Genomic DNA, 17,205 nt, shown 5'->3' with positions numbered 1-17,205 from the left:
GCGATTAGGCCGGTATGGGGGAAGAATGCCCGAGACGATGTTGCTGGCCCAGATGTTGGGCCTTTTGCTTGTGATCGGGGCGCTGGCCGGTGTGCTGGCCGGATTGCTTGGCGTGGGGGGCGGCATCGTTCTGGTTCCGGCCTTTTTCTATGCTTTTCAAACGCTCGGGTATGGTGGGCCGCAGTTGATGCAATTGTGTCTGGCGACCTCGTTGGCGACGATCATCGTGACCTCGATCCGCTCGGTTCTGGCACATAACAAGAAAGGTGCCGTGGACTGGGATATCCTGCGCGGCTGGGGGCCGGGGATCGCCGTGGGTGCCGTTATTGGCGTGATGGTGGCGTCCGCGCTGCGGACCGAAGCGCTTCAGGCTTTGTTCGGTGTTCTTGGGATGGTCATTGGCGCCTATCTGGGGCTGGGTAAGTCTGATTGGCGTTTGGGCGATGCCATGCCCAAAGGTGTCCGCCGGGCCGTTCTGTCGCCCAGCGTTGGGTTTCTGTCTGTATTGATGGGGATCGGTGGGGGCAGTTTTGGCGTTCCGCTGATGAGCCTGTTCAACACGCCCATTCACCGCGCCGTGGCAACGGCAGCCGGGTTTGGTGTGATCATCGCGGTTCCGTCTGTTCTTGGGTTTCTGTTTCTTGACATCGCGCCCGAGCATCGGCCCCCGCTGACGATCGGTGCGGTCAATCTTGTGGCCTTTGCGATTGTAGTCGCTATGACGATGATCACGGCTCCTTGGGGGGTGAAACTGGCGCACGCGATGGACCCGAAACCTCTGAAACGAGTATTCGCTGTGTTCCTGACGCTTGTCGCCCTGAATATGCTGCGCAAAGCACTGGGGCTGTGAGTGATTTTTGGCAATCGGGGTGGGTGAAATTCCCCTTTGATCCAGCCCTTGCGGATTGGGCGACGCATGCCCTTCTCGCTGCGCGCGCTGCGATTTCGGACCCCGCCCATGCCAAGTGGCTGGATTGCGAAGGCACGTGGTTCATCGGTGTGGATGCGCTGGAAAATGACGAACAGGGCAGGGTCGGTCAGTCCGGGGATCTGTCCGGGACTGCCATGGATTTCACCCGTGAACATTACGGCGACTTGCCACTGCACAAGGGACAGGTTTCGGTCATTTATCCCGGCTACCCGCGCCCACGGCGCGGTGAAAGCGACGCGGCTGGTCGGTACAGGTTGAATCGCGATGCCGCGCATGTGGATGGGTTGCGTCCAACGGGCCCCGATCGTCGGCGGCGTGTGGATGAGCCACATGCCTGGATTCTTGGCATTCCCCTGACCGAGGTCAGTGATAACGCGTCGCCCATGGTTCTGTGGGAAGGCAGCCATAGAATTCTGGGGCCCGCGTTCGCCAAGGCGTTGCAAGACACGCCAAAAGAAACAATGCACGAAGTCGATATCACTGACATCTACCAGGCCGCCCGCCGCGAGGTGTTCGAGATGTGCCCCCGTATCGAACTGCCTGCCAAGCCGGGCGAGGCTTATCTGCTGCATCGTCACTGTCTGCACGGCGTGGCGCCATGGCCTGACAGTGCTTCGGCAGGCCCGGATGGACGGATGATCGCCTATTTTCGCCCCGAATTCACCGATGGTGTAGCCGCTTGGATAGAATCCCCGTAACCTCCGGCCATTGTTCAGGTTAGGAGGTTTTTCGATGATGACGGTCCATACGAATTCAGATGGTGCCTTGATCGAAGTTGAATTGTCGGGCGAAGTCACCAGCAGCGATTACAATAACACGCTTATTCCAGCTATCGAAGCAGCCTTGGCCGAGCATGACACGGTTCGTCTGATGGCCGTGGTTCAGCCGGAATTCAAGGGATACGATATCGGAGCCGCCTGGTCGGACACCAAGCTGGGACTAAGTCATTGGCGCGGGTTTGACCGTATTGCGGTAGTGGCCGATCAGGGTTGGGTGCAGACGAGCGTTCGGTTTGCTGCCCCGATCATGCCGTGCCCGATGCAGGTGTTCGAGCTTTCCGAGATCGAATCTGCCAGACGTTGGATGCGCGAGTCGCTCGGCTCGATCCACGTGACCGATTTGGGCGGTCCCTGCGTGCAGATCAGTCTGTTGGGCAAGCTGGATCCAGAGGAATATCAGAAGGCCGAGGCGAACCTGGACGGTTTGCTCAGCGCCAAAGACGGTTTCCGTTTGCTGATCGACCTGCGGGAATTTGACGGGTGGCAGGGATTAACCGCGTTAGCGGCACATTTCCGTCTTGCGCGCGGGCACGTTGGTATGCTCGACCGGGCCGCTATTGTTGGCGACAAAGCCTGGCAGCATCTGGCGCAAAGAGTCGTCAGTCATATTCTGGGGGCAAGGACGCAGTTTTTCCCGTCGGAAGAGTATCAAAACGCCAAATCCTGGCTGTCGGCTGGGTAACGGGTCAACCAGTTCAAACCGCGATGTCTTTTGACGTTCAGTAAGACGTTTTGTGTCCTTATTTTTGTTGATTGATGAGTCAACAACGGCCTATGTTGCTGGTGTTTTGCCGTGATACCACTGCGGGAAAACACCAAAGCTGAAGAGCGCTGCCGCGGGTTGCCACACACTCGACACACGTCGCTGGACTTTACCCCCTCGAAGTTCAGGCCGACCCGCGGCAGCGCAGGCTCAGCCAGACCAAGCGGGCAGTTTCAGGATTTGTTTAATCGGGCCGAGCGACCGCCGCGGCGTTTGGCAAGTTGAGGCTTGCGGGAGGGCAGGGCCTCCATGATCTCGGCGCGTTCCGAGCTGTCCATTTTGGACCAGCGCGAGATTTCGTCGATGGTGCGGTAGCATCCGGTACAGATACGCTCGGTCGGGTGCACGACGCAGATCTGGATACAAGGGCTTTCGACCTCATTCCTTTTCCAAACCATGTTCGTCATTGGCGTATTCCGATCCTAAAGAAAGCGCAGCCTGTCCAGCGCTCCTTGCAAGATATAACCAGCAGCGACGTGATCAATAACCTGTCCGCGACGTTTTCGTGTCGTATCCGCCTCTAACAGTGCTTTTTCTGCCGCAACTGTGCTGAGGCGTTCGTCCCAGAACCCGATGGGAATATCCGTCAAACGCGCCATGTTTCGCGCAAATGCACGTGTAGATTGGCAACGCGGACCTTCCGAACCGTCCATGTTCTTGGGCAGCCCCAACAAAAGTCCACCAATTTCGCGGTCTGCGATGAGTTCCAGAAGCCGGGCTGAATCCAGCGTGAATTTCTTGCGCCGCACGGTTTCCAGGGGGCTGGCAACACCGCGCATTCGGTCGGACACCGCGACACCGATGGTCTTTTCCCCCAGATCAAGCCCCATCAGGGCGGTCATGGGGGGCAGCGATGCAGCAAAGTCTTCGAATGCGTCGTGGATCATTGCAAAATTCCGGCTCGTTGAGCAGCGGCAGAAAGGGTTTGCAGCGCGCCTTCGTTACCTGCGAAAACGGACAGAGACTCTTCATAGATGGCTACCGCGCGGTCCCGATCTCCGACTACGCCGAGGGCATTGATCAATCGCGCCCATTCTTCGGGCGCGCCGCCCTCGGTTGCCAGTCGATCCGACAATTGGTTGATCATCCGGCGGATCATCTCCTGACGTTCTTCGGCGGACAGTTCTGCCGCGGCGTCGATGTCATCCTGACTGGGGCCTGAAGGCGTTGAAGCAGAAGGGATGTCCGGAGGATTGAAGACACCTGCCCGAAACGCCAGATCATCCAGTTGCGCGCGAATGGCATCGACCCAAGGTGCCCCTGCTGGGGAATCCCGCAGGGTGTCCACCCATATGCGGTAAGCGATATCTGGACGCCCTAGCTGTGCCATCATTTGCCCCAAATAATACTGCGCCGGGCCGTGCCGGGGATCGCGGGACAGGGCTTGTCTCAGCGCCTCTTCCGCCTCGGGCGAGACATATCCATTTGCGGCCAGAATCATCATTTCGGCCAGGTGTGAATAGGCGTCTGCCGACGCTGTCGAACCAGACAGCTCAATGACGCGCTCCTGCGCCTTGTAGGCCGCAGAAAAGTTACCTGCATTCGACTCGTGCTGCGCCAAAAGAACATGACCCTGCAGGTCATCGGGCCGTTCCGCCACGGTGTCGCGCAATTGTTGCAACAAGGTGGCATAGCTTTCGTCCAACTGTGGCCGGGGCGCAGATGGCAAATCCGCTTCGAACTCAGATTGGCTGGGACGTTCTGCGCGCAAAACCTCGGCTCTTTCTATGCGTTGCGCCAAGGGCTGGTCTGGCAGTCCGGCGGCCCCTGTCTGTCGATACATCCACGCGCCGCCGCCAACCAGCACGGCTGCCACCACGACAATCGCAACACCCGTGGCCCAGCGGGGTGCGCCGCTTTGCGTCGTTTGTTTCTGCATCTGTGCGTCGGCTGCCAAAATGCGTCGCGAAATTTCCGTGCGGACGCGTTCGGCATCGGCCTGAGCGATTACTCCTCTGGCAAGATCGCGATCAACGCTGGCAAGCTGTTCGCGATAAACGCGCAGGTCGTATGCCGCGGCCGGCTCGCGCGTTTTTTGTCCACGCAGCATCGAGTAGCCAAGAAACAACGTGATCAGCAAAGCTGTCAGAATTATAAGGGCCCAGAAGGTCATTGTATCTCCAAGATGGCTGCTCTGACTTAGACCTCTGCACCGCCAGAAAAAAGGGACAAATGGCCGCTAACCGACTTCATGTCGCAATAATTGGGGCTATGTCGCAATAGTGCGATATTACGGCGTTGCGTGGCAGGGGACTATTGTAGTTACACGGCATATCTTTGGCCAATCACCGAACCGGATGGATTCGCTTATGAAACACTATTCAGCCTTTGCTGTGGCGCGCGAAGCGTTGCGCTATCACACCGGATGGGAACGCGCGTGGCGTTCGCCCGAGCCCAAGAAGAAATACGACGTCATTATCGTTGGCGCTGGTGGTCATGGTCTGGCTACCGCGTATTACCTGGGCAAGAACTACGGCATCCAGAATGTAGCCGTGATCGAAAAGGGCTGGCTGGGCGGTGGCAATACCGGCCGGAACACAACCATTATCCGGTCGAACTATCTGCAAGATCCTTCGGCGGCGCTGTATGAAAAGGCGCGCGGCTTGTATGAGGACCTGAGTCAGGACCTGAACTATAACGTTATGTTCAGCCCACGCGGCGTGATCATGCTGGCGCAGACTCAGCACGAAATTCGCGGTTATCAACGCACGGCGCACGCAAATGCTCTGCAAGGCGTAAAAACTGAGTGGATTGGGCCTGAGCGCGTCAAACAGTTGGTCCCGATCATCAATCTGGACGGCCCGCGTTATCCGGTTCTGGGCGGTCTGTGGCAGGAACGCGGTGGCACCGCGCGTCACGATGCGGTGGCCTGGGGCTATGCCCGCGCGTGTTCGGCCATGGGCATGGACATCATCCAGCAATGCGAAGTCACTGGCGTACGTCAGGACAACGGTCGCGTTATTGGCGTCGACACCACCAAGGGTGCGATCGACTGTGAAAAACTGGGCATCGTGGTCGCGGGACATTCCGGTCAACTGGCTGAGATGGCCGGTTTCCGGCTGCCGCTTGAGGCCGTGGCGCTGCAAGCGCTGGTGTCCGAGCCGATTAAACCCTGCATGGATGTGGTCGTGATGGCCAACACCGTTCACGGCTATATGTCGCAATCCGACAAGGGTGAGATGGTGATCGGTGGCGGCACCGACGCCTATAATAACTTCACTCAGCGCGGTTCGTTCCACCATATCGAGGAAACCGTGCGGGCGTTGGTCGAAACTTTCCCGATGATCTCGCGCCTTAAGATGCTGCGCCAGTGGGGCGGGATCGTGGACATGACCGGCGACCGCTCGCCAATCCTGTCCAAGACGCCTCTGCAAGGCTGCTTCATCAACGCGGGCTGGGGCACCGGCGGCTTCAAGGCCATTCCGGGCTCGGGCTGGGGTATGGCTCAGCTGATGGCCACGGGCCATTCGCCGCTGACCGAAGCCTTCACGCTGGATCGTTTCAAAGAGGGCCGCTTTATCGACGAAAGCGTTGCCGCCGGGGTGGCACACTAAGGGCATTGTCCGAGGTGACCACAACACAGAATACAGGTCGGCCCATGTGCCGACCGACCGACAAAAGGATGAACACATGCTGATCCTGAATTGCCCCTATTGCGGCGTCGATGCCGAAGAAACCGAACTGGCGGCTGGCGGCGAAGCGCACCTAAAGCGCTTTGGCCCCGGCTCTTCGGATGATGATTTCCACGACTACCTGTTCATGCGTGAAAACCCCAAGGGCGTTCACTTGGAACGCTGGCGCCATGCAAATGGCTGTGGCAAATGGTTCCACGCGGCGCGCTGCACAAACACGCTTGAGGTGTTCGGCACCTATTCGGCGCAGGTGTCTGAACCGCCGCAAGAGATCAAGGATGCCATCACCGCCAAGCGTCCCGGCTGGACCTGGAGAGAGTTTGAATGATCCGCCCAGCCAACAATAACTCCGCCTGCGAAAGGTCCGCAACATGAGCACCCGTCTCGCAAATCAAGGCCGGCTGATCGACCGGTCGAAACAGGTTACATTCACCTTCAACGGCACCTCGATGCAGGGCTATGAAGGCGATACTCTTGCCTCCGCCCTGTTGGCAAATGATCAGATGATGATGGGCCGGTCGTTCAAATATCACCGTCCGCGCGGCGTTGTTGCCAGCGGTGCCGAGGAACCCAACTCTCTGGTCGGTTTGGGGCAGGGTAATCGGTTCGAGCCGAACCAGCGCGCCACCACGACCGAGCTGTTCGACGGTCTGACATCCGTGTCGCAGAACCACTGGCCGAACCTCGAGTTCGACATCGGGTCGATCAACACTCACCTGTCGCGCTTCCTGCCGGCGGGTTTCTACTACAAGATGTTCATCCATCCGAAGCCGTTCTGGAAACACGTCTACGAGCCGTTCATCCGTCAGTCTGCCGGATTGGGCAAAGCTCCCGACAAGGACAGCCGCGATGCGGACACCTATGAGCATTTCTATCATTTCACCGATGTTCTGGTGATCGGCGGTGGTGTGGCCGGTCTGCAGGCGGCCAAAGCCGCGGCTCAATCCGGGGCCAAAGTCATGCTGATTGAACAGACCGCCCATTGGGGTGGCCGCGCTCCGGTTGATGGCGGCACCATTGATGGCGCTCCTGTGGATAAGTTCGTGGAACAATTGGTTTCCGAGCTAGAAACAATGGACAACGTCATCCTGCGCAACCGCTGCATGGGTGCGGGTGTCTACGACCATGGGTATGCGCTGGGCTATGAGCGTCTGACGGACCACAAGCCGGACACCCAAGGTCCGCGCCACCGCCTGTGGCGCATTCGCGCGAAACAGATCGTAACAGCCACCGGCGCGATCGAGCGTCCGCTGTCCTTCGCGGGCAACGACGTGCCGGGTGTCATGTTGGCCTCGGCCATGCGCGACTATGTTGTGAACTGGGGCGTGACCCCGGGTGAGCGTGTGATTGTCGCCACCAATAATGATGACGCTTATCGCACAGCCATCGCCTTGAAGAAGGCCGGTGTAGACGTGCTGCGCGTGGTCGATGCGCGCGACACGGCTGGTCCGCTGGCGGATGAGGCGCGCGAACTGGGTATCCGTGTCGACCCCGGCAAGGCGATTGCCAAGGTCAAGGGCGGCAAGCGTGTCAAGAAAGTTGCCATCTGTAACCAGGAAGGCATCGGCGGCGCGCGCGAAGAGGTTGAATGCGACGCGATCGCCATGTCGGGCGGCTGGTCTCCGGTCGTGCATATGTGGTCGCATTGCGGCGGCAAGCTGTTCTGGGATGATGCTAACGCGCATTTCCGCCCCGATCCGTCGCGCCCCCCGCTAGGGGCCGATGGGGAAGGGTTCGTGCTGGCGGCGGGGTCGTCCAACGGCCCGCTGGCGCTGGGCGACGTTCTGACCGACGCAGATGCGGCGGGCAAGGCAGCAGCCAAGGCGGCTGGTTTCACAGCGAAACGCACCAAGGCACCGGTGGGTGAGACTACGGCCGAAGCTCCGATGGCCGCCGTCTGGCTGATGCCTGCCAACGCCGAGATCGGGCTGCGGATGAAGTCGTGGCTGGATTTCCAGAACGACGTCAAAGTATCCGACGTTCAACTGGCGGCGCGCGAAGGTTACGAAAGCGTTGAACACACCAAGCGTTATACCACACTGGGCATGGCGACCGACCAAGGTAAGTTGAGCAACATCAACGGCTTGGCGATCCTTGCTGATGCGCTGGATTCGGAAATTCCGAAGGTCGGCACCACCACGTTCCGCCCACCCTATACGCCTATCTCTTTGGCGTCGATCGGTGGCGAGGCACGCGGTGAGGTATTCCAGCCGATCCGCCAAACCCCGATGCACAACTGGCACGACAAAAACGGTGCCGATTGGGAGCCGGTCGGCCATTGGCGCCGGACCTATGCCTATGTCCGTCCCGGTGAATCTGTGCATGACGCCGTGAACCGCGAGGTGAAGAACACCCGTGAAAACCTCGGCCTGCTGGATGCTTCGACTCTGGGCAAGCTGATCGTCAAAGGTCCTGACGCGGGCAAGTTCCTGGACATGATGTACACCAACATGATGTCTACGCTGAAGGTCGGCAAATGCCGCTATGGCCTGATGTGTTCCGAGAACGGCTTCTTGATCGACGACGGTGTTGTCGCGCGTATCGACGAGGACACGTGGCTGTGCCACACCACCACCGGCGGGGCCGAGCGTATCCATGGCCACATGGAAGAATGGCTGCAGACCGAATGGTGGGACTGGAAAGTCTATGTCGCCAACGTGACCGAGCAATACGCTCAGGTCGCCGTGGTTGGCCCCAATGCCCGCAAGGTGTTGGAAAAGCTGGGCGGCATGGACCTCAGCAAAGAGACGCTGCCGTTCATGGAGTGGCGTGACGGGAAGATCGGCGAATTCGATTGCCGTGCCTATCGCATCTCGTTCTCGGGCGAGCTGTCCTATGAGATCGCAGTTCCTGCGAGCCAAGGGCAGGCGTTCTGGGATGCTTTGATGCAAGCAGGCAAAGAGTTCGGTGTGATGCCCTATGGCACCGAATGTCTGCACATCCTTCGCGCCGAGAAGGGCTTTATCATGATCGGGGACGAAACTGACGGCACCGTTATTCCACAAGATTTGGGGCTGCACTGGGCGCTGTCTAAAAAGAAAGAGGACTATCTGGGAAAACGTGCCCATTCGCGGACCCATATGGCCGATCCCGAGCGTTGGAAACTGGTGGGGCTTGAGACTGTGGATGGTTCTGTCATTCCCGACGGTGCTTACGCAGTGGGCGAAGGCGTCAATGCCAACGGTCAACGCAACATGATCGGACGCGTGACCTCGACCTATTACTCGGCCAATCTGGACCGAGGAATTGCGATGGGACTGATCAAGTTCGGCCCGGACCGGATGGGCGAGATTGTCGAGTTTCCGGGAACCGACGGCAAAATCTATAAAGCCAAGATCGTCGATCCGATCTTCTTCGACAAAGACGGGGAGAAGCAGAATGTCTGAACCCATCAGCGCATTGAACCACGCCAGCTATGACGGCATCGCCAAGGTCGCGGAATGCGGCCTCCAGGGGATGATAACGCTGCGCGGCGATCTGTCCGATAAGGTGCTTGTCAAGGCCGTCAAGGACGCCACTGGACAGAAAGTACCCGGCCAGCGCAAGGCGTTCGTCGACGGGGACACTGGCGTTTGCTGGATGTCGCCGGATGAGTTGCTGGTGCTGGTGCCTTATGCCGAGGTTAACACAAAACTGGCTGCGATGACCAAAGCACTGGGCAGCAAGCATTCGCTGGCGGTGAATGTCTCGGATGCGCGGGCGGTGTTCAGCATTTCGGGCGCAAATGCGCGCGAAGTGTTGGGTAAACTGGCCCCGGTTGAGTTGTCAGCCGAGGCCTTCCAACCCGGCCAAATCCGACGTTCACGTCTTGCGCAGGTGGCAGGGGCGTTCTGGATGGATGACGCGGAAACCTTCCGCGTGGTCTGTTTCCGCTCGGCTGCGGATTACGTTTTCAAGCTGCTGAAAGTTGCCGCCCAACCGGGCAGTGAGGTAGGCGTTTACTGAACCTGGTTTCGGTCTAGAGAGCTGGGTGAGGGGGCTTTGCCCCCTCGGCCTTGCGGCCTCACCCCCAGGATATTTTTAGCCAGATGAAGAGCGGATCTCTGGTCAGGGTTTTGTGCTGAACAGGAAAGTGGGGAACTGGGTCAGGGCGCGGTTTCCGGTGAGGATCGACGCCCCGGCTTCGCCGGTGAACGGATCCTGACACTGGTCATAGAAGGCCAGTGTGTCGGCCAGTTGTTTCATCGCGGGTGCGCGGTTTTCCGCGTCGAGATAGGGCGCGTGGGTCGACAGCAGCAGGGCGGGGTTCGTGGCCTGTAACCACGGGGTTAAAGACGGCAGGACCGGGTATTCGGCACCTTCGATATCCATTTTTACCAAAGCAACGTCCGACAGATCGACCGCGGTTGCGAATTGATCCCAGCCGATCGTCATTGCATCCGTTCCGTGGCCGCCGTCATGCAGTAGGGACGATGTTGAATCGCCAGCCTCGCCATGGGCGGACGCCATGCGCGTCACGCCGAACCCATCCGACAGGGCGATGCTGAAAGCCGAGACGTTTCGGATGTCGTTCAGATGCAGGTTCCAGACCAGATGACGGTAGGCGACGGGGTCGGGTTCAAAACACCAGACATGCCGGGCGCGGCGTGCGGCATAGAGGACAGTGGGACCAATCCATGCGCCGATATCCAGATAGTCGCGGTTGGGCGACAGGTATTTGTCCAGTACCTCAAAGGTCTCGGGCTCCCAATTGCCTTGGGACGCCTTGCGCCAGAATTTCGAATGGTAGGGGTCCAGACGGAACCGCTCGCCGTTCAGATTGCCCGCATAGTACCCGCGGGCGCGGTAAAACATCTTGCGCGCCTGCGTCAGCATCGCGGACCTCCGGGTTTTCTTGTCTCTGCCCTTGACCTATCGGCGTAGCCAAAGCATTTAACCTTGGGAACCGCAACTTACATTTAACAGGGGGCCGACATGGCTTTTGAACTTCCTGATCTTCCTTATGCACATGACGCGCTGGCAGCCAAGGGTATGTCCGCGGAAACATTGGAATATCACCACGACCTGCACCACAAGGCCTATGTCGACAACGGCAACAAGCTGATCGCCGGGACCGAGTGGGACGGCAAGACGCTGGAAGAGATCATCGTTGGCACCTATGACGCGAATGCTGTCGCCCAGAACGGCATCTTCAACAACATCAGCCAATTGTGGAACCACAACCAGTTCTGGGAGATGATGGGCCCCGGCAGCAACGCAATGCCCGGCGAGCTGGAGAAGGCTCTGACCGAAAGCTTCGGCTCGGTTGACGAATTCAAGTCGCAATTCAGCGCCGCTGGTGCCGGTCAGTTCGGCTCGGGCTGGGCATGGCTGGTCAAGAACGCAGATGGCTCGCTGGCTGTTACCAAGACCGAAAATGGCGTGAACCCGCTGTGCTTTGGTCAGACCGCGCTGCTGGGTTGCGACGTGTGGGAGCATTCCTACTACATCGACTTCCGCAACAAGCGTCCGGCTTACCTGTCGAACTTCCTCGACAATCTGGTGAATTGGGAAAACGTCGCTTCGCGGATGTGATCCTTGACCCGTCGAGGGTTTATCAAGGGCCTGCTGGCGGTGACGCTGGCAGGTCTTTTTGTTGCGGCCTATGGGTTTTTCATCGAACCCGCGCTTCGGTTGCGTGTAAAGCGCTGGCGGGTTCGGCGTGATGACTGGGCTGCGCCTCCGCTTCGGATTGCGGTTTTGGCGGATTTACACGTCGGGGAACCCCATGTCGGGCTGAAACGCATCGAACAGGTTGTTAAGCGCACGAATGCGCTGGCACCGGATCTGATTCTGCTGTTGGGCGATTATACGGCCGGGCACAGGATGGTTTCCCAACCGGTTCCGATTGCCGATCTGGCACCTGTGCTGGCCGGGCTTGAGGCAAAACACGGCGTCTTTGCCGTTTTGGGCAACCACGATTGGTGGGATGATCTGGCTGCGCAACGGCGTGGGGGTGGGCCGAATATCTATGCTGAGGCCTTGCGCGAGAATGGCATCCGGGTTCTGTCGAATGACGCGGTGAAACTGGACGGCGCAAGGTGCTGGCTAGCCGGGGTTGAGGATCAGCTCGCCATTGTTACAGGGCGGGGGCGATATCGGGGGTTGGATGATCTACCCGCGACATTGACCCAAGTAACAGATGAAGCTCCGGTCGTATTGATGGCCCATGAGCCCGACATTTTCCCGAACGTCCCGGACAGGGTCGCGCTGACAGTGTCGGGCCACACACATGGCGGGCAAGTGCGCCTGTTCGGGTGGTCACCCATGGTACCGTCGCGGTTTGGCAACCGTTTTGCCTATGGTCATGTTCGCGAAGGTCAGCGCGATTTGGTTGTGTCCGGAGGCATTGGATGTTCGATCCTGCCAGTCCGTTTTGGTGTGACCCCTGAAATCACGGTCGTAGACCTGTCCGCCTGACCGATGGGTGGAATCCTGCCGCTCGGTTCGCTTTTGACTGCGAATGGGATTGTATGGACGGCAACAGTGCTTACGTAAGGTGAGCGGAGGGAGAGAGCCGCCAATCAAATGGATAACAGACTGGAAACGCGCAAAAAACCTTGGGCGCGTCACTGTATAACTGTGTCTGACGGATGAGGGATGGTCACATAAAACCATAGCAGGAGATCACAATGGTCGCACTTTCACAGGGAACTTGGGTTGTCATTGCCGACGGGGAAAAGGCGCTGTTCATGGAGAATATCACCGACGCCGACGACCCCAATCTGGTCGTTGTTTCGGTTGAGGAAAACGATGCGCCTGTGGCCCGTCCCACTGATCGGGCAGGGCGCCGCCCTGACACCGGACCGAACCAAAAATCGGCAGTCGAGGAGGCAAAGTGGAAAACCCATGCAAAATCCCTGTTTGTGCAGGATGTGGCCAACCTGCTGAACCGCAAGGGGCTGAAGGGCGCGTATAAGCGTTTGGTTCTGGTTGCGAGCCCGCACGTGCTGGGCCTGCTGCGTCGACGTCTTCACAGCGAAGTTCTGAACAAGGTCGTCGCCGAAGTCGACAAGACCCTTACCAATCATCCACTTCACAAAGTCGAACAGGTCTTGACCAACCGTCTGAAACAGGCGGTTTAAGACCCAATCCCATAGCGGGCGGTGACGCCGCCCGTTTACTCACCGGGTTCGGACAGGAGTGGCCGCAAGGCAGACATCGCCGCGTGTGGGCTATCGACCCATGTGATGAAATCGGCCAGAGAGCTGTCTGCGAAACCCTGACCGATGACCTGCTGTACCAAGTCGTGCAAGGCGTTCCAGTATCCATCCACGTTCATGACCAGAATGGGCTTGTCATGCAGGCCCAACTGCCGCCATGTCAACGCCTCGAACAGTTCGTCCAGCGAGCCCGGACCACCGGGTAGAACCACGACGGCGTCCGCGTTCATGATCATGACTTTCTTGCGTTCGTGCATCGTTTCGGTGACCACGAAACGCGTCAGGTCGGTTTTGCCAACTTCGCGCTGTAGCAGGTGAACGGGGATGACGCCGAACGTATCCCCTCCGGCGGCTTGTGCGGCACGCGCAACCTCGCCCATCAAACCTACATCCCCGGCACCGTACACCAGCCTCCAGCCTTCATTCGCAAGAAGCTGGCCGAATGTGCGGGCGGCGTCGGAATAGGCTGAGTTCACACCATTGCGTGACCCGCAATACACACAGACGGATTTCTGGGACATAAGAGGGCTTCTCCGGGGTTGTATCTGGGGTTTTGACCCCTGATAGCGAGATTGATAGATTGGCTCAACCGTCTGGCAGAATGCGTTGCTCTGAAACCATTTGCGCGGCGGAGTGAAAGGAAAATGATGGACGCGAAGTCGGAAAACGAAAGCCCGGGCCCGAACACCTGGGTTGTGATTGTCGGTATTCTGGTTCTTGTCGGCGCAGGTGGTGCGTATTGGTCGGGTGTCTTTGACGCTGCCCCAGAGGAAGTCACGACAGAAACTGAAGTGGCGGCACAAGCACCGGACGAAGCTGCCGAAGAGGAAACCCCGACAGAAGCCGAGGTAACGTCGACCGAGTCGCAGCCGGCAGAGCCGTCCGTCGATCAGCCACAAACGACTGAACAGACCGCGAACCAAGCCGAACCCGAAGCAACGGATGGCGAAGCGCAGCCGCAGGTCGCGGCGGAAGCTACGCCACCAACCCTGGACCAGATTTTTGTAGAGCCGGACGGCAATGCGGTCTTGTCCGGAAACGCCGAGCCGGGTGCCGTAATTCGCGTTCTGCTGGACGGTGAGGCTGTCCACAGTTTCACGGTGGACGGCAGCGGACAGTTCGCAGAGTTCGTCAGTATCCCGTTTTCCAACACCGCGCGTGGCCTGACGTTGGAAACAGATGCGGGCGAAGAACAACTGCGCTCCGATGACTACCTCATCGCGGCATTGCCAGAACCACAAGTCGAATCACCGGCGCTGGAAAACTCTGAGAGTGGGGAGGCACAGACCGACGTTGCGCAAGAGTCGAACACAGAAATCGACGAAGCCGCGCCGACCGACACAGCCGAAGCCTCCATCGAACCGCAGACAGAGCAGACCGCGCAAACCGCTAAGCCACAGACTGAACAAACCGCTGGGCCGCAGGCGGAGCAGACCGCGCAAACCGCTGAAGCTGCGCCTGAAGCTGTTCAGAACCAGCAGGTTACGGTTTTACGTTCAGGTGAAGATGGCGTGGAGCTGGTGCAGCCTCCGGCGTCTCAGGCAGGAGAGGCCGAACAGGTCGCGCTGGATACGATCGGGTATTCAGACGAAGGCGAGGTTGAACTGACAGGCCGCGTACCGGACGGGTCTGTTGTGCGACTGTATTTGAACAACCGCCTTGTCGCGGATTTGCCGCCTGCGGATGACGGAAAGTGGCGCAGCGAGCTTGAGGGGGTTGATCCCGGTGTCTACACCCTGCGGGTGGATGAAGTTGGCTCGGACGGGACCGTCGTCAGCCGCCTAGAGACTCCGTTCAAACGCGAACCGCTAGAAGTTTTGCGCGCAAGTGATGCGCCAGACAGTTCCGCAGAGCAATCGACACAGGCCACCATCCGGTCGGTGACCGTTCAAGAAGGCGACACCCTTTGGGCCATTTCACGCGAGCGGTACGGTGACGGCATACTGTTTGTGCGCCTGTTCGACGCTAACCGGGACTCGATCCGCGATCCGGATCTGATCTATCCTGGGCAAGTCTTCACCATTCCGGAATAAACCTGTACCTCTGGCCCTCTTGGGTCGGGGGTCTATCTCTGACCGCAGTATTGGTACGTGATGAGACGAGCAGCCCCTATGCATTCTGATGATATGTCCGAGATCGACGAGCAACGATCCGGTTTGCGCACGATCCGCAAAGTCGCGCCCTATCTTTGGCCCGAGGATGAACCCTGGGTAAAGCGGCGTGTTGTACTGGCAATGGGAATGCTGGTGCTGGCAAAGCTCATCGCGGTCTATACGCCGATTCTCTATAAAGGCGCGGTCGATGGTCTGGCGGGTGAGGGGGTGCCACCGCTGGCGTTGGGTGCCGTTGGTCTGACCGTTGCCTATGGCGTGGCCCGGATGATGACTGTGGGCTTTCAACAGCTTCGCGACGCGGCCTTTGCACCTGTTGGTCAGCGCGCGCTGCGCGCCTTGGCCCTTGAGACGTTCAGGCATATTCACCAGCTTTCTATGCGCTATCACGTCACGCGCCGGACCGGGGGCCTTAGCCGTATTATCGAACGGGGTGTAAAGGGCGTTGAGTTCCTGCTGCGGTTTCTGCTGTTTTCGATTGGTCCTCTGATTCTTGAGCTGTTGCTGGTGGCTATCATCCTGATGTGGCTGTTCGATGTCTGGTATCTTGTGGTCGTGGCCGTCACGATCGCCCTGTATATCTGGTTTACCTTTGCGGTCACCGAATGGCGCGTGAAGCTGCGCCGCGAGATGAACGATCAGGATACCGAGGCCAATCAACGCGCCATCGACAGCCTTCTGAACTTTGAAACGGTCAAGTATTTCAATGCGGAAACGCGCGAAGCGGAGCGCTATGATGTGTCGATGAAGGCGTATGCGGGCGCTGCGCTAAAGACGGCTTATTCGCTGGCGTTCCTGAATTTCGGTCAGTCTTTCTTGATCACCTGTGGCCTGATCGGTGTCATGGTTCTGGCGGCAATCGGCGTGCAAAATGGCACCCTGACCGTTGGTGATTTCGTTATGGTCAACGCCTATATGATCCAGATTACCGTACCTTTGAACTTTCTGGGTACGGTCTACCGGGAAATCCGTCAGGCCCTTGTTGATATGGGCCAGATGTTTGACTTGCTGGAACAACCTGCCGAAGTCACGGACAAACTCGACGCGCCGGATTTGGTGGTTTCAGGTGGAGAGGTGACGTTAGAGGATGTCCGCTTTGGCTACGACGCGGATCGGGAAATCCTGAAAGGCGTATCTCTGACCGTTCCGGCTGGTCAAACGGTTGCGATTGTCGGAGCGACGGGTTCTGGCAAGTCCACCATTGGCCGCTTGCTGTTCCGGTTCTACGACGTAACCGGCGGAACGCTCAGGATTGATGGGCAGGATGTGCGCGATGTGTCCCAAAACAGTTTGCACGCGGCCATAGGCGTCGTGCCGCAGGATACCGTGCTGTTTAATGACACCATCGGTTATAATATTGCTTATGGACGTGACAATGCCACGCAAGACGACGTGGAAGCGGCGGCCAAGGCGGCACAGATCCATGACTTCATCATTACTTTACCCGAAGGCTATGACACAAAGGTTGGTGAGCGTGGTTTGAAGCTGTCAGGCGGTGAAAAGCAACGCGTCGGGATCGCGCGGACGTTGCTCAAGAACCCGCCGATCCTCTTGCTGGATGAGGCGACATCGGCGCTAGACACAGACACTGAAAAGGACATCAAGGACGCCTTGGCGCGCGCGGGTGAAGGGCGAACCGTCATTACGATTGCCCACCGGCTCAGCACTATTGCCGAGGCGGATCGTATCGTCGTTCTGGAACGTGGTGAGATCATCGAACAAGGCACACATGATGAGTTGCTAGAGCAAAACGGGCGCTATGCCCAATTGTGGAACCGGCAGCAAAACGACTTGGAAGCCGCGTAGTATTCTTGTGCGGGGCGTAAAGAAAAGGGGGCCGGTTTTTG

General features: G+C 58.6%; 17 protein-coding genes. 12 read left to right on the top strand and 5 right to left on the bottom strand.

Annotation, left to right across the window (positions count from 1 at the left end):
* Positions 1-25: 25 nt before the first annotated feature.
* The 3 genes from GOV87_RS02935 to GOV87_RS02925 are packed head-to-tail and all read left to right on the top strand — an operon-like array spanning position 26 to position 2,392.
* On the top strand, positions 26-850 hold the full coding sequence (locus tag GOV87_RS02935) for a sulfite exporter TauE/SafE family protein (protein WP_171210774.1): 825 nt from the start codon (positions 26-28) through the stop codon (positions 848-850).
* Positions 847-1,629: a hypothetical protein gene (locus GOV87_RS02930; RefSeq protein WP_171126485.1), complete on the top strand. Its 783-nt coding sequence runs from the start codon at positions 847-849 to the stop codon at positions 1,627-1,629. The genes GOV87_RS02935 and GOV87_RS02930 overlap by 4 nt, the downstream gene beginning before the upstream one ends.
* Before the next feature lie 34 nt (positions 1,630-1,663).
* Positions 1,664-2,392, top strand: a complete 729-nt coding sequence (locus tag GOV87_RS02925) for an STAS/SEC14 domain-containing protein (protein ID WP_171210773.1) — start codon at positions 1,664-1,666, stop codon at positions 2,390-2,392.
* Positions 2,393-2,646: 254 nt separating this feature from the next.
* On the opposite strand, the gene GOV87_RS02920 is transcribed toward GOV87_RS02925, so the two are convergent.
* From GOV87_RS02920 to ccmI, 3 genes are read right to left on the bottom strand one after another with little or no spacing between them, the layout of a single operon-like run.
* Positions 2,647-2,880: a DUF1289 domain-containing protein gene (locus GOV87_RS02920; protein ID WP_171126486.1), complete on the bottom strand. Its 234-nt coding sequence runs from the start codon at positions 2,878-2,880 to the stop codon at positions 2,647-2,649.
* A 15-nt stretch (positions 2,881-2,895) separates the two neighbouring features.
* Positions 2,896-3,360, bottom strand: a complete 465-nt coding sequence (ruvX, locus tag GOV87_RS02915) for a Holliday junction resolvase RuvX (protein WP_171122113.1) — start codon at positions 3,358-3,360, stop codon at positions 2,896-2,898.
* A complete protein-coding gene (gene ccmI / locus GOV87_RS02910) occupies positions 3,357-4,586 on the bottom strand; it encodes a c-type cytochrome biogenesis protein CcmI (protein ID WP_171210772.1) in 1,230 nt (409 codons plus the stop codon). The genes ruvX and ccmI overlap by 4 nt, the downstream gene beginning before the upstream one ends.
* A 196-nt stretch (positions 4,587-4,782) precedes the next feature.
* Between ccmI and GOV87_RS02905 the strand changes: the two genes are divergently transcribed.
* The 4 genes from GOV87_RS02905 to GOV87_RS02890 all read left to right on the top strand — a co-directional run bounded on the left by GOV87_RS02905 (position 4,783) and on the right by GOV87_RS02890 (position 10,050).
* Positions 4,783-6,027 (top strand): sarcosine oxidase subunit beta family protein, encoded by a 1,245-nt coding sequence (locus GOV87_RS02905; RefSeq protein ID WP_171126488.1) that lies wholly within the window; start codon positions 4,783-4,785, stop codon positions 6,025-6,027.
* 76 nt (positions 6,028-6,103) lie between these two features.
* Positions 6,104-6,433 carry a sarcosine oxidase subunit delta gene (locus GOV87_RS02900; RefSeq protein ID WP_171122116.1) on the top strand — a complete coding sequence of 110 codons (330 nt, stop codon included), beginning with the start codon at positions 6,104-6,106 and terminating at the stop codon, positions 6,431-6,433.
* A 43-nt stretch (positions 6,434-6,476) separates the two neighbouring features.
* Positions 6,477-9,491, top strand: a complete 3,015-nt coding sequence (locus GOV87_RS02895; protein WP_171210771.1) for a sarcosine oxidase subunit alpha family protein — start codon at positions 6,477-6,479, stop codon at positions 9,489-9,491.
* Entirely contained in the window at positions 9,484-10,050 is a 567-nt protein-coding gene (locus tag GOV87_RS02890) for a sarcosine oxidase subunit gamma (RefSeq protein WP_171210770.1), read from the top strand. Before GOV87_RS02895 ends, GOV87_RS02890 begins: the two co-directional genes overlap by 8 nt.
* Before the next feature lie 102 nt (positions 10,051-10,152).
* On the opposite strand, the gene GOV87_RS02885 is transcribed toward GOV87_RS02890, so the two are convergent.
* Positions 10,153-10,920, bottom strand: a complete 768-nt coding sequence (locus GOV87_RS02885; RefSeq protein WP_171210769.1) for an FkbM family methyltransferase — start codon at positions 10,918-10,920, stop codon at positions 10,153-10,155.
* Positions 10,921-11,019: 99 nt separating this feature from the next.
* Between GOV87_RS02885 and GOV87_RS02880 the strand changes: the two genes are divergently transcribed.
* The 3 genes from GOV87_RS02880 (at position 11,020) to GOV87_RS02870 (ending at position 13,169) form a co-directional block, all read left to right on the top strand.
* Positions 11,020-11,619 carry a superoxide dismutase gene (locus GOV87_RS02880; RefSeq protein ID WP_171122120.1) on the top strand — a complete coding sequence of 200 codons (600 nt, stop codon included), beginning with the start codon at positions 11,020-11,022 and terminating at the stop codon, positions 11,617-11,619.
* A 3-nt stretch (positions 11,620-11,622) separates the two neighbouring features.
* Positions 11,623-12,504 (top strand): metallophosphoesterase, encoded by an 882-nt coding sequence (locus tag GOV87_RS02875; protein ID WP_171210768.1) that lies wholly within the window; start codon positions 11,623-11,625, stop codon positions 12,502-12,504.
* Between the two features lie 212 nt (positions 12,505-12,716).
* On the top strand, positions 12,717-13,169 hold the full coding sequence (locus GOV87_RS02870) for a host attachment family protein (RefSeq protein ID WP_171210767.1): 453 nt from the start codon (positions 12,717-12,719) through the stop codon (positions 13,167-13,169).
* Between the two features lie 35 nt (positions 13,170-13,204).
* On the opposite strand, the gene GOV87_RS02865 is transcribed toward GOV87_RS02870, so the two are convergent.
* Positions 13,205-13,768, bottom strand: a complete 564-nt coding sequence (locus GOV87_RS02865; protein WP_171210766.1) for a TIGR00730 family Rossman fold protein — start codon at positions 13,766-13,768, stop codon at positions 13,205-13,207.
* A 123-nt stretch (positions 13,769-13,891) separates the two neighbouring features.
* Here GOV87_RS02865 and GOV87_RS02860 point away from each other — a divergent pair, with 123 nt between their 5' ends.
* Positions 13,892-15,280, top strand: a complete 1,389-nt coding sequence (locus GOV87_RS02860) for a LysM peptidoglycan-binding domain-containing protein (RefSeq protein ID WP_254447301.1) — start codon at positions 13,892-13,894, stop codon at positions 15,278-15,280.
* Between the two features lie 78 nt (positions 15,281-15,358).
* Positions 15,359-17,164 carry an ABC transporter ATP-binding protein/permease gene (locus GOV87_RS02855; protein ID WP_171210765.1) on the top strand — a complete coding sequence of 602 codons (1,806 nt, stop codon included), beginning with the start codon at positions 15,359-15,361 and terminating at the stop codon, positions 17,162-17,164.
* Positions 17,165-17,205: the final 41 nt, after the last annotated feature.

The organism is Ruegeria sp. HKCCA5426 (assembly GCF_013034585.1).
In the GTDB taxonomy this organism is placed as follows: domain Bacteria; phylum Pseudomonadota; class Alphaproteobacteria; order Rhodobacterales; family Rhodobacteraceae; genus Ruegeria.
The sequence above is the reverse complement of the archived record's forward strand: the minus strand, read 5'-3'. Positions and strand labels throughout refer to the sequence as shown.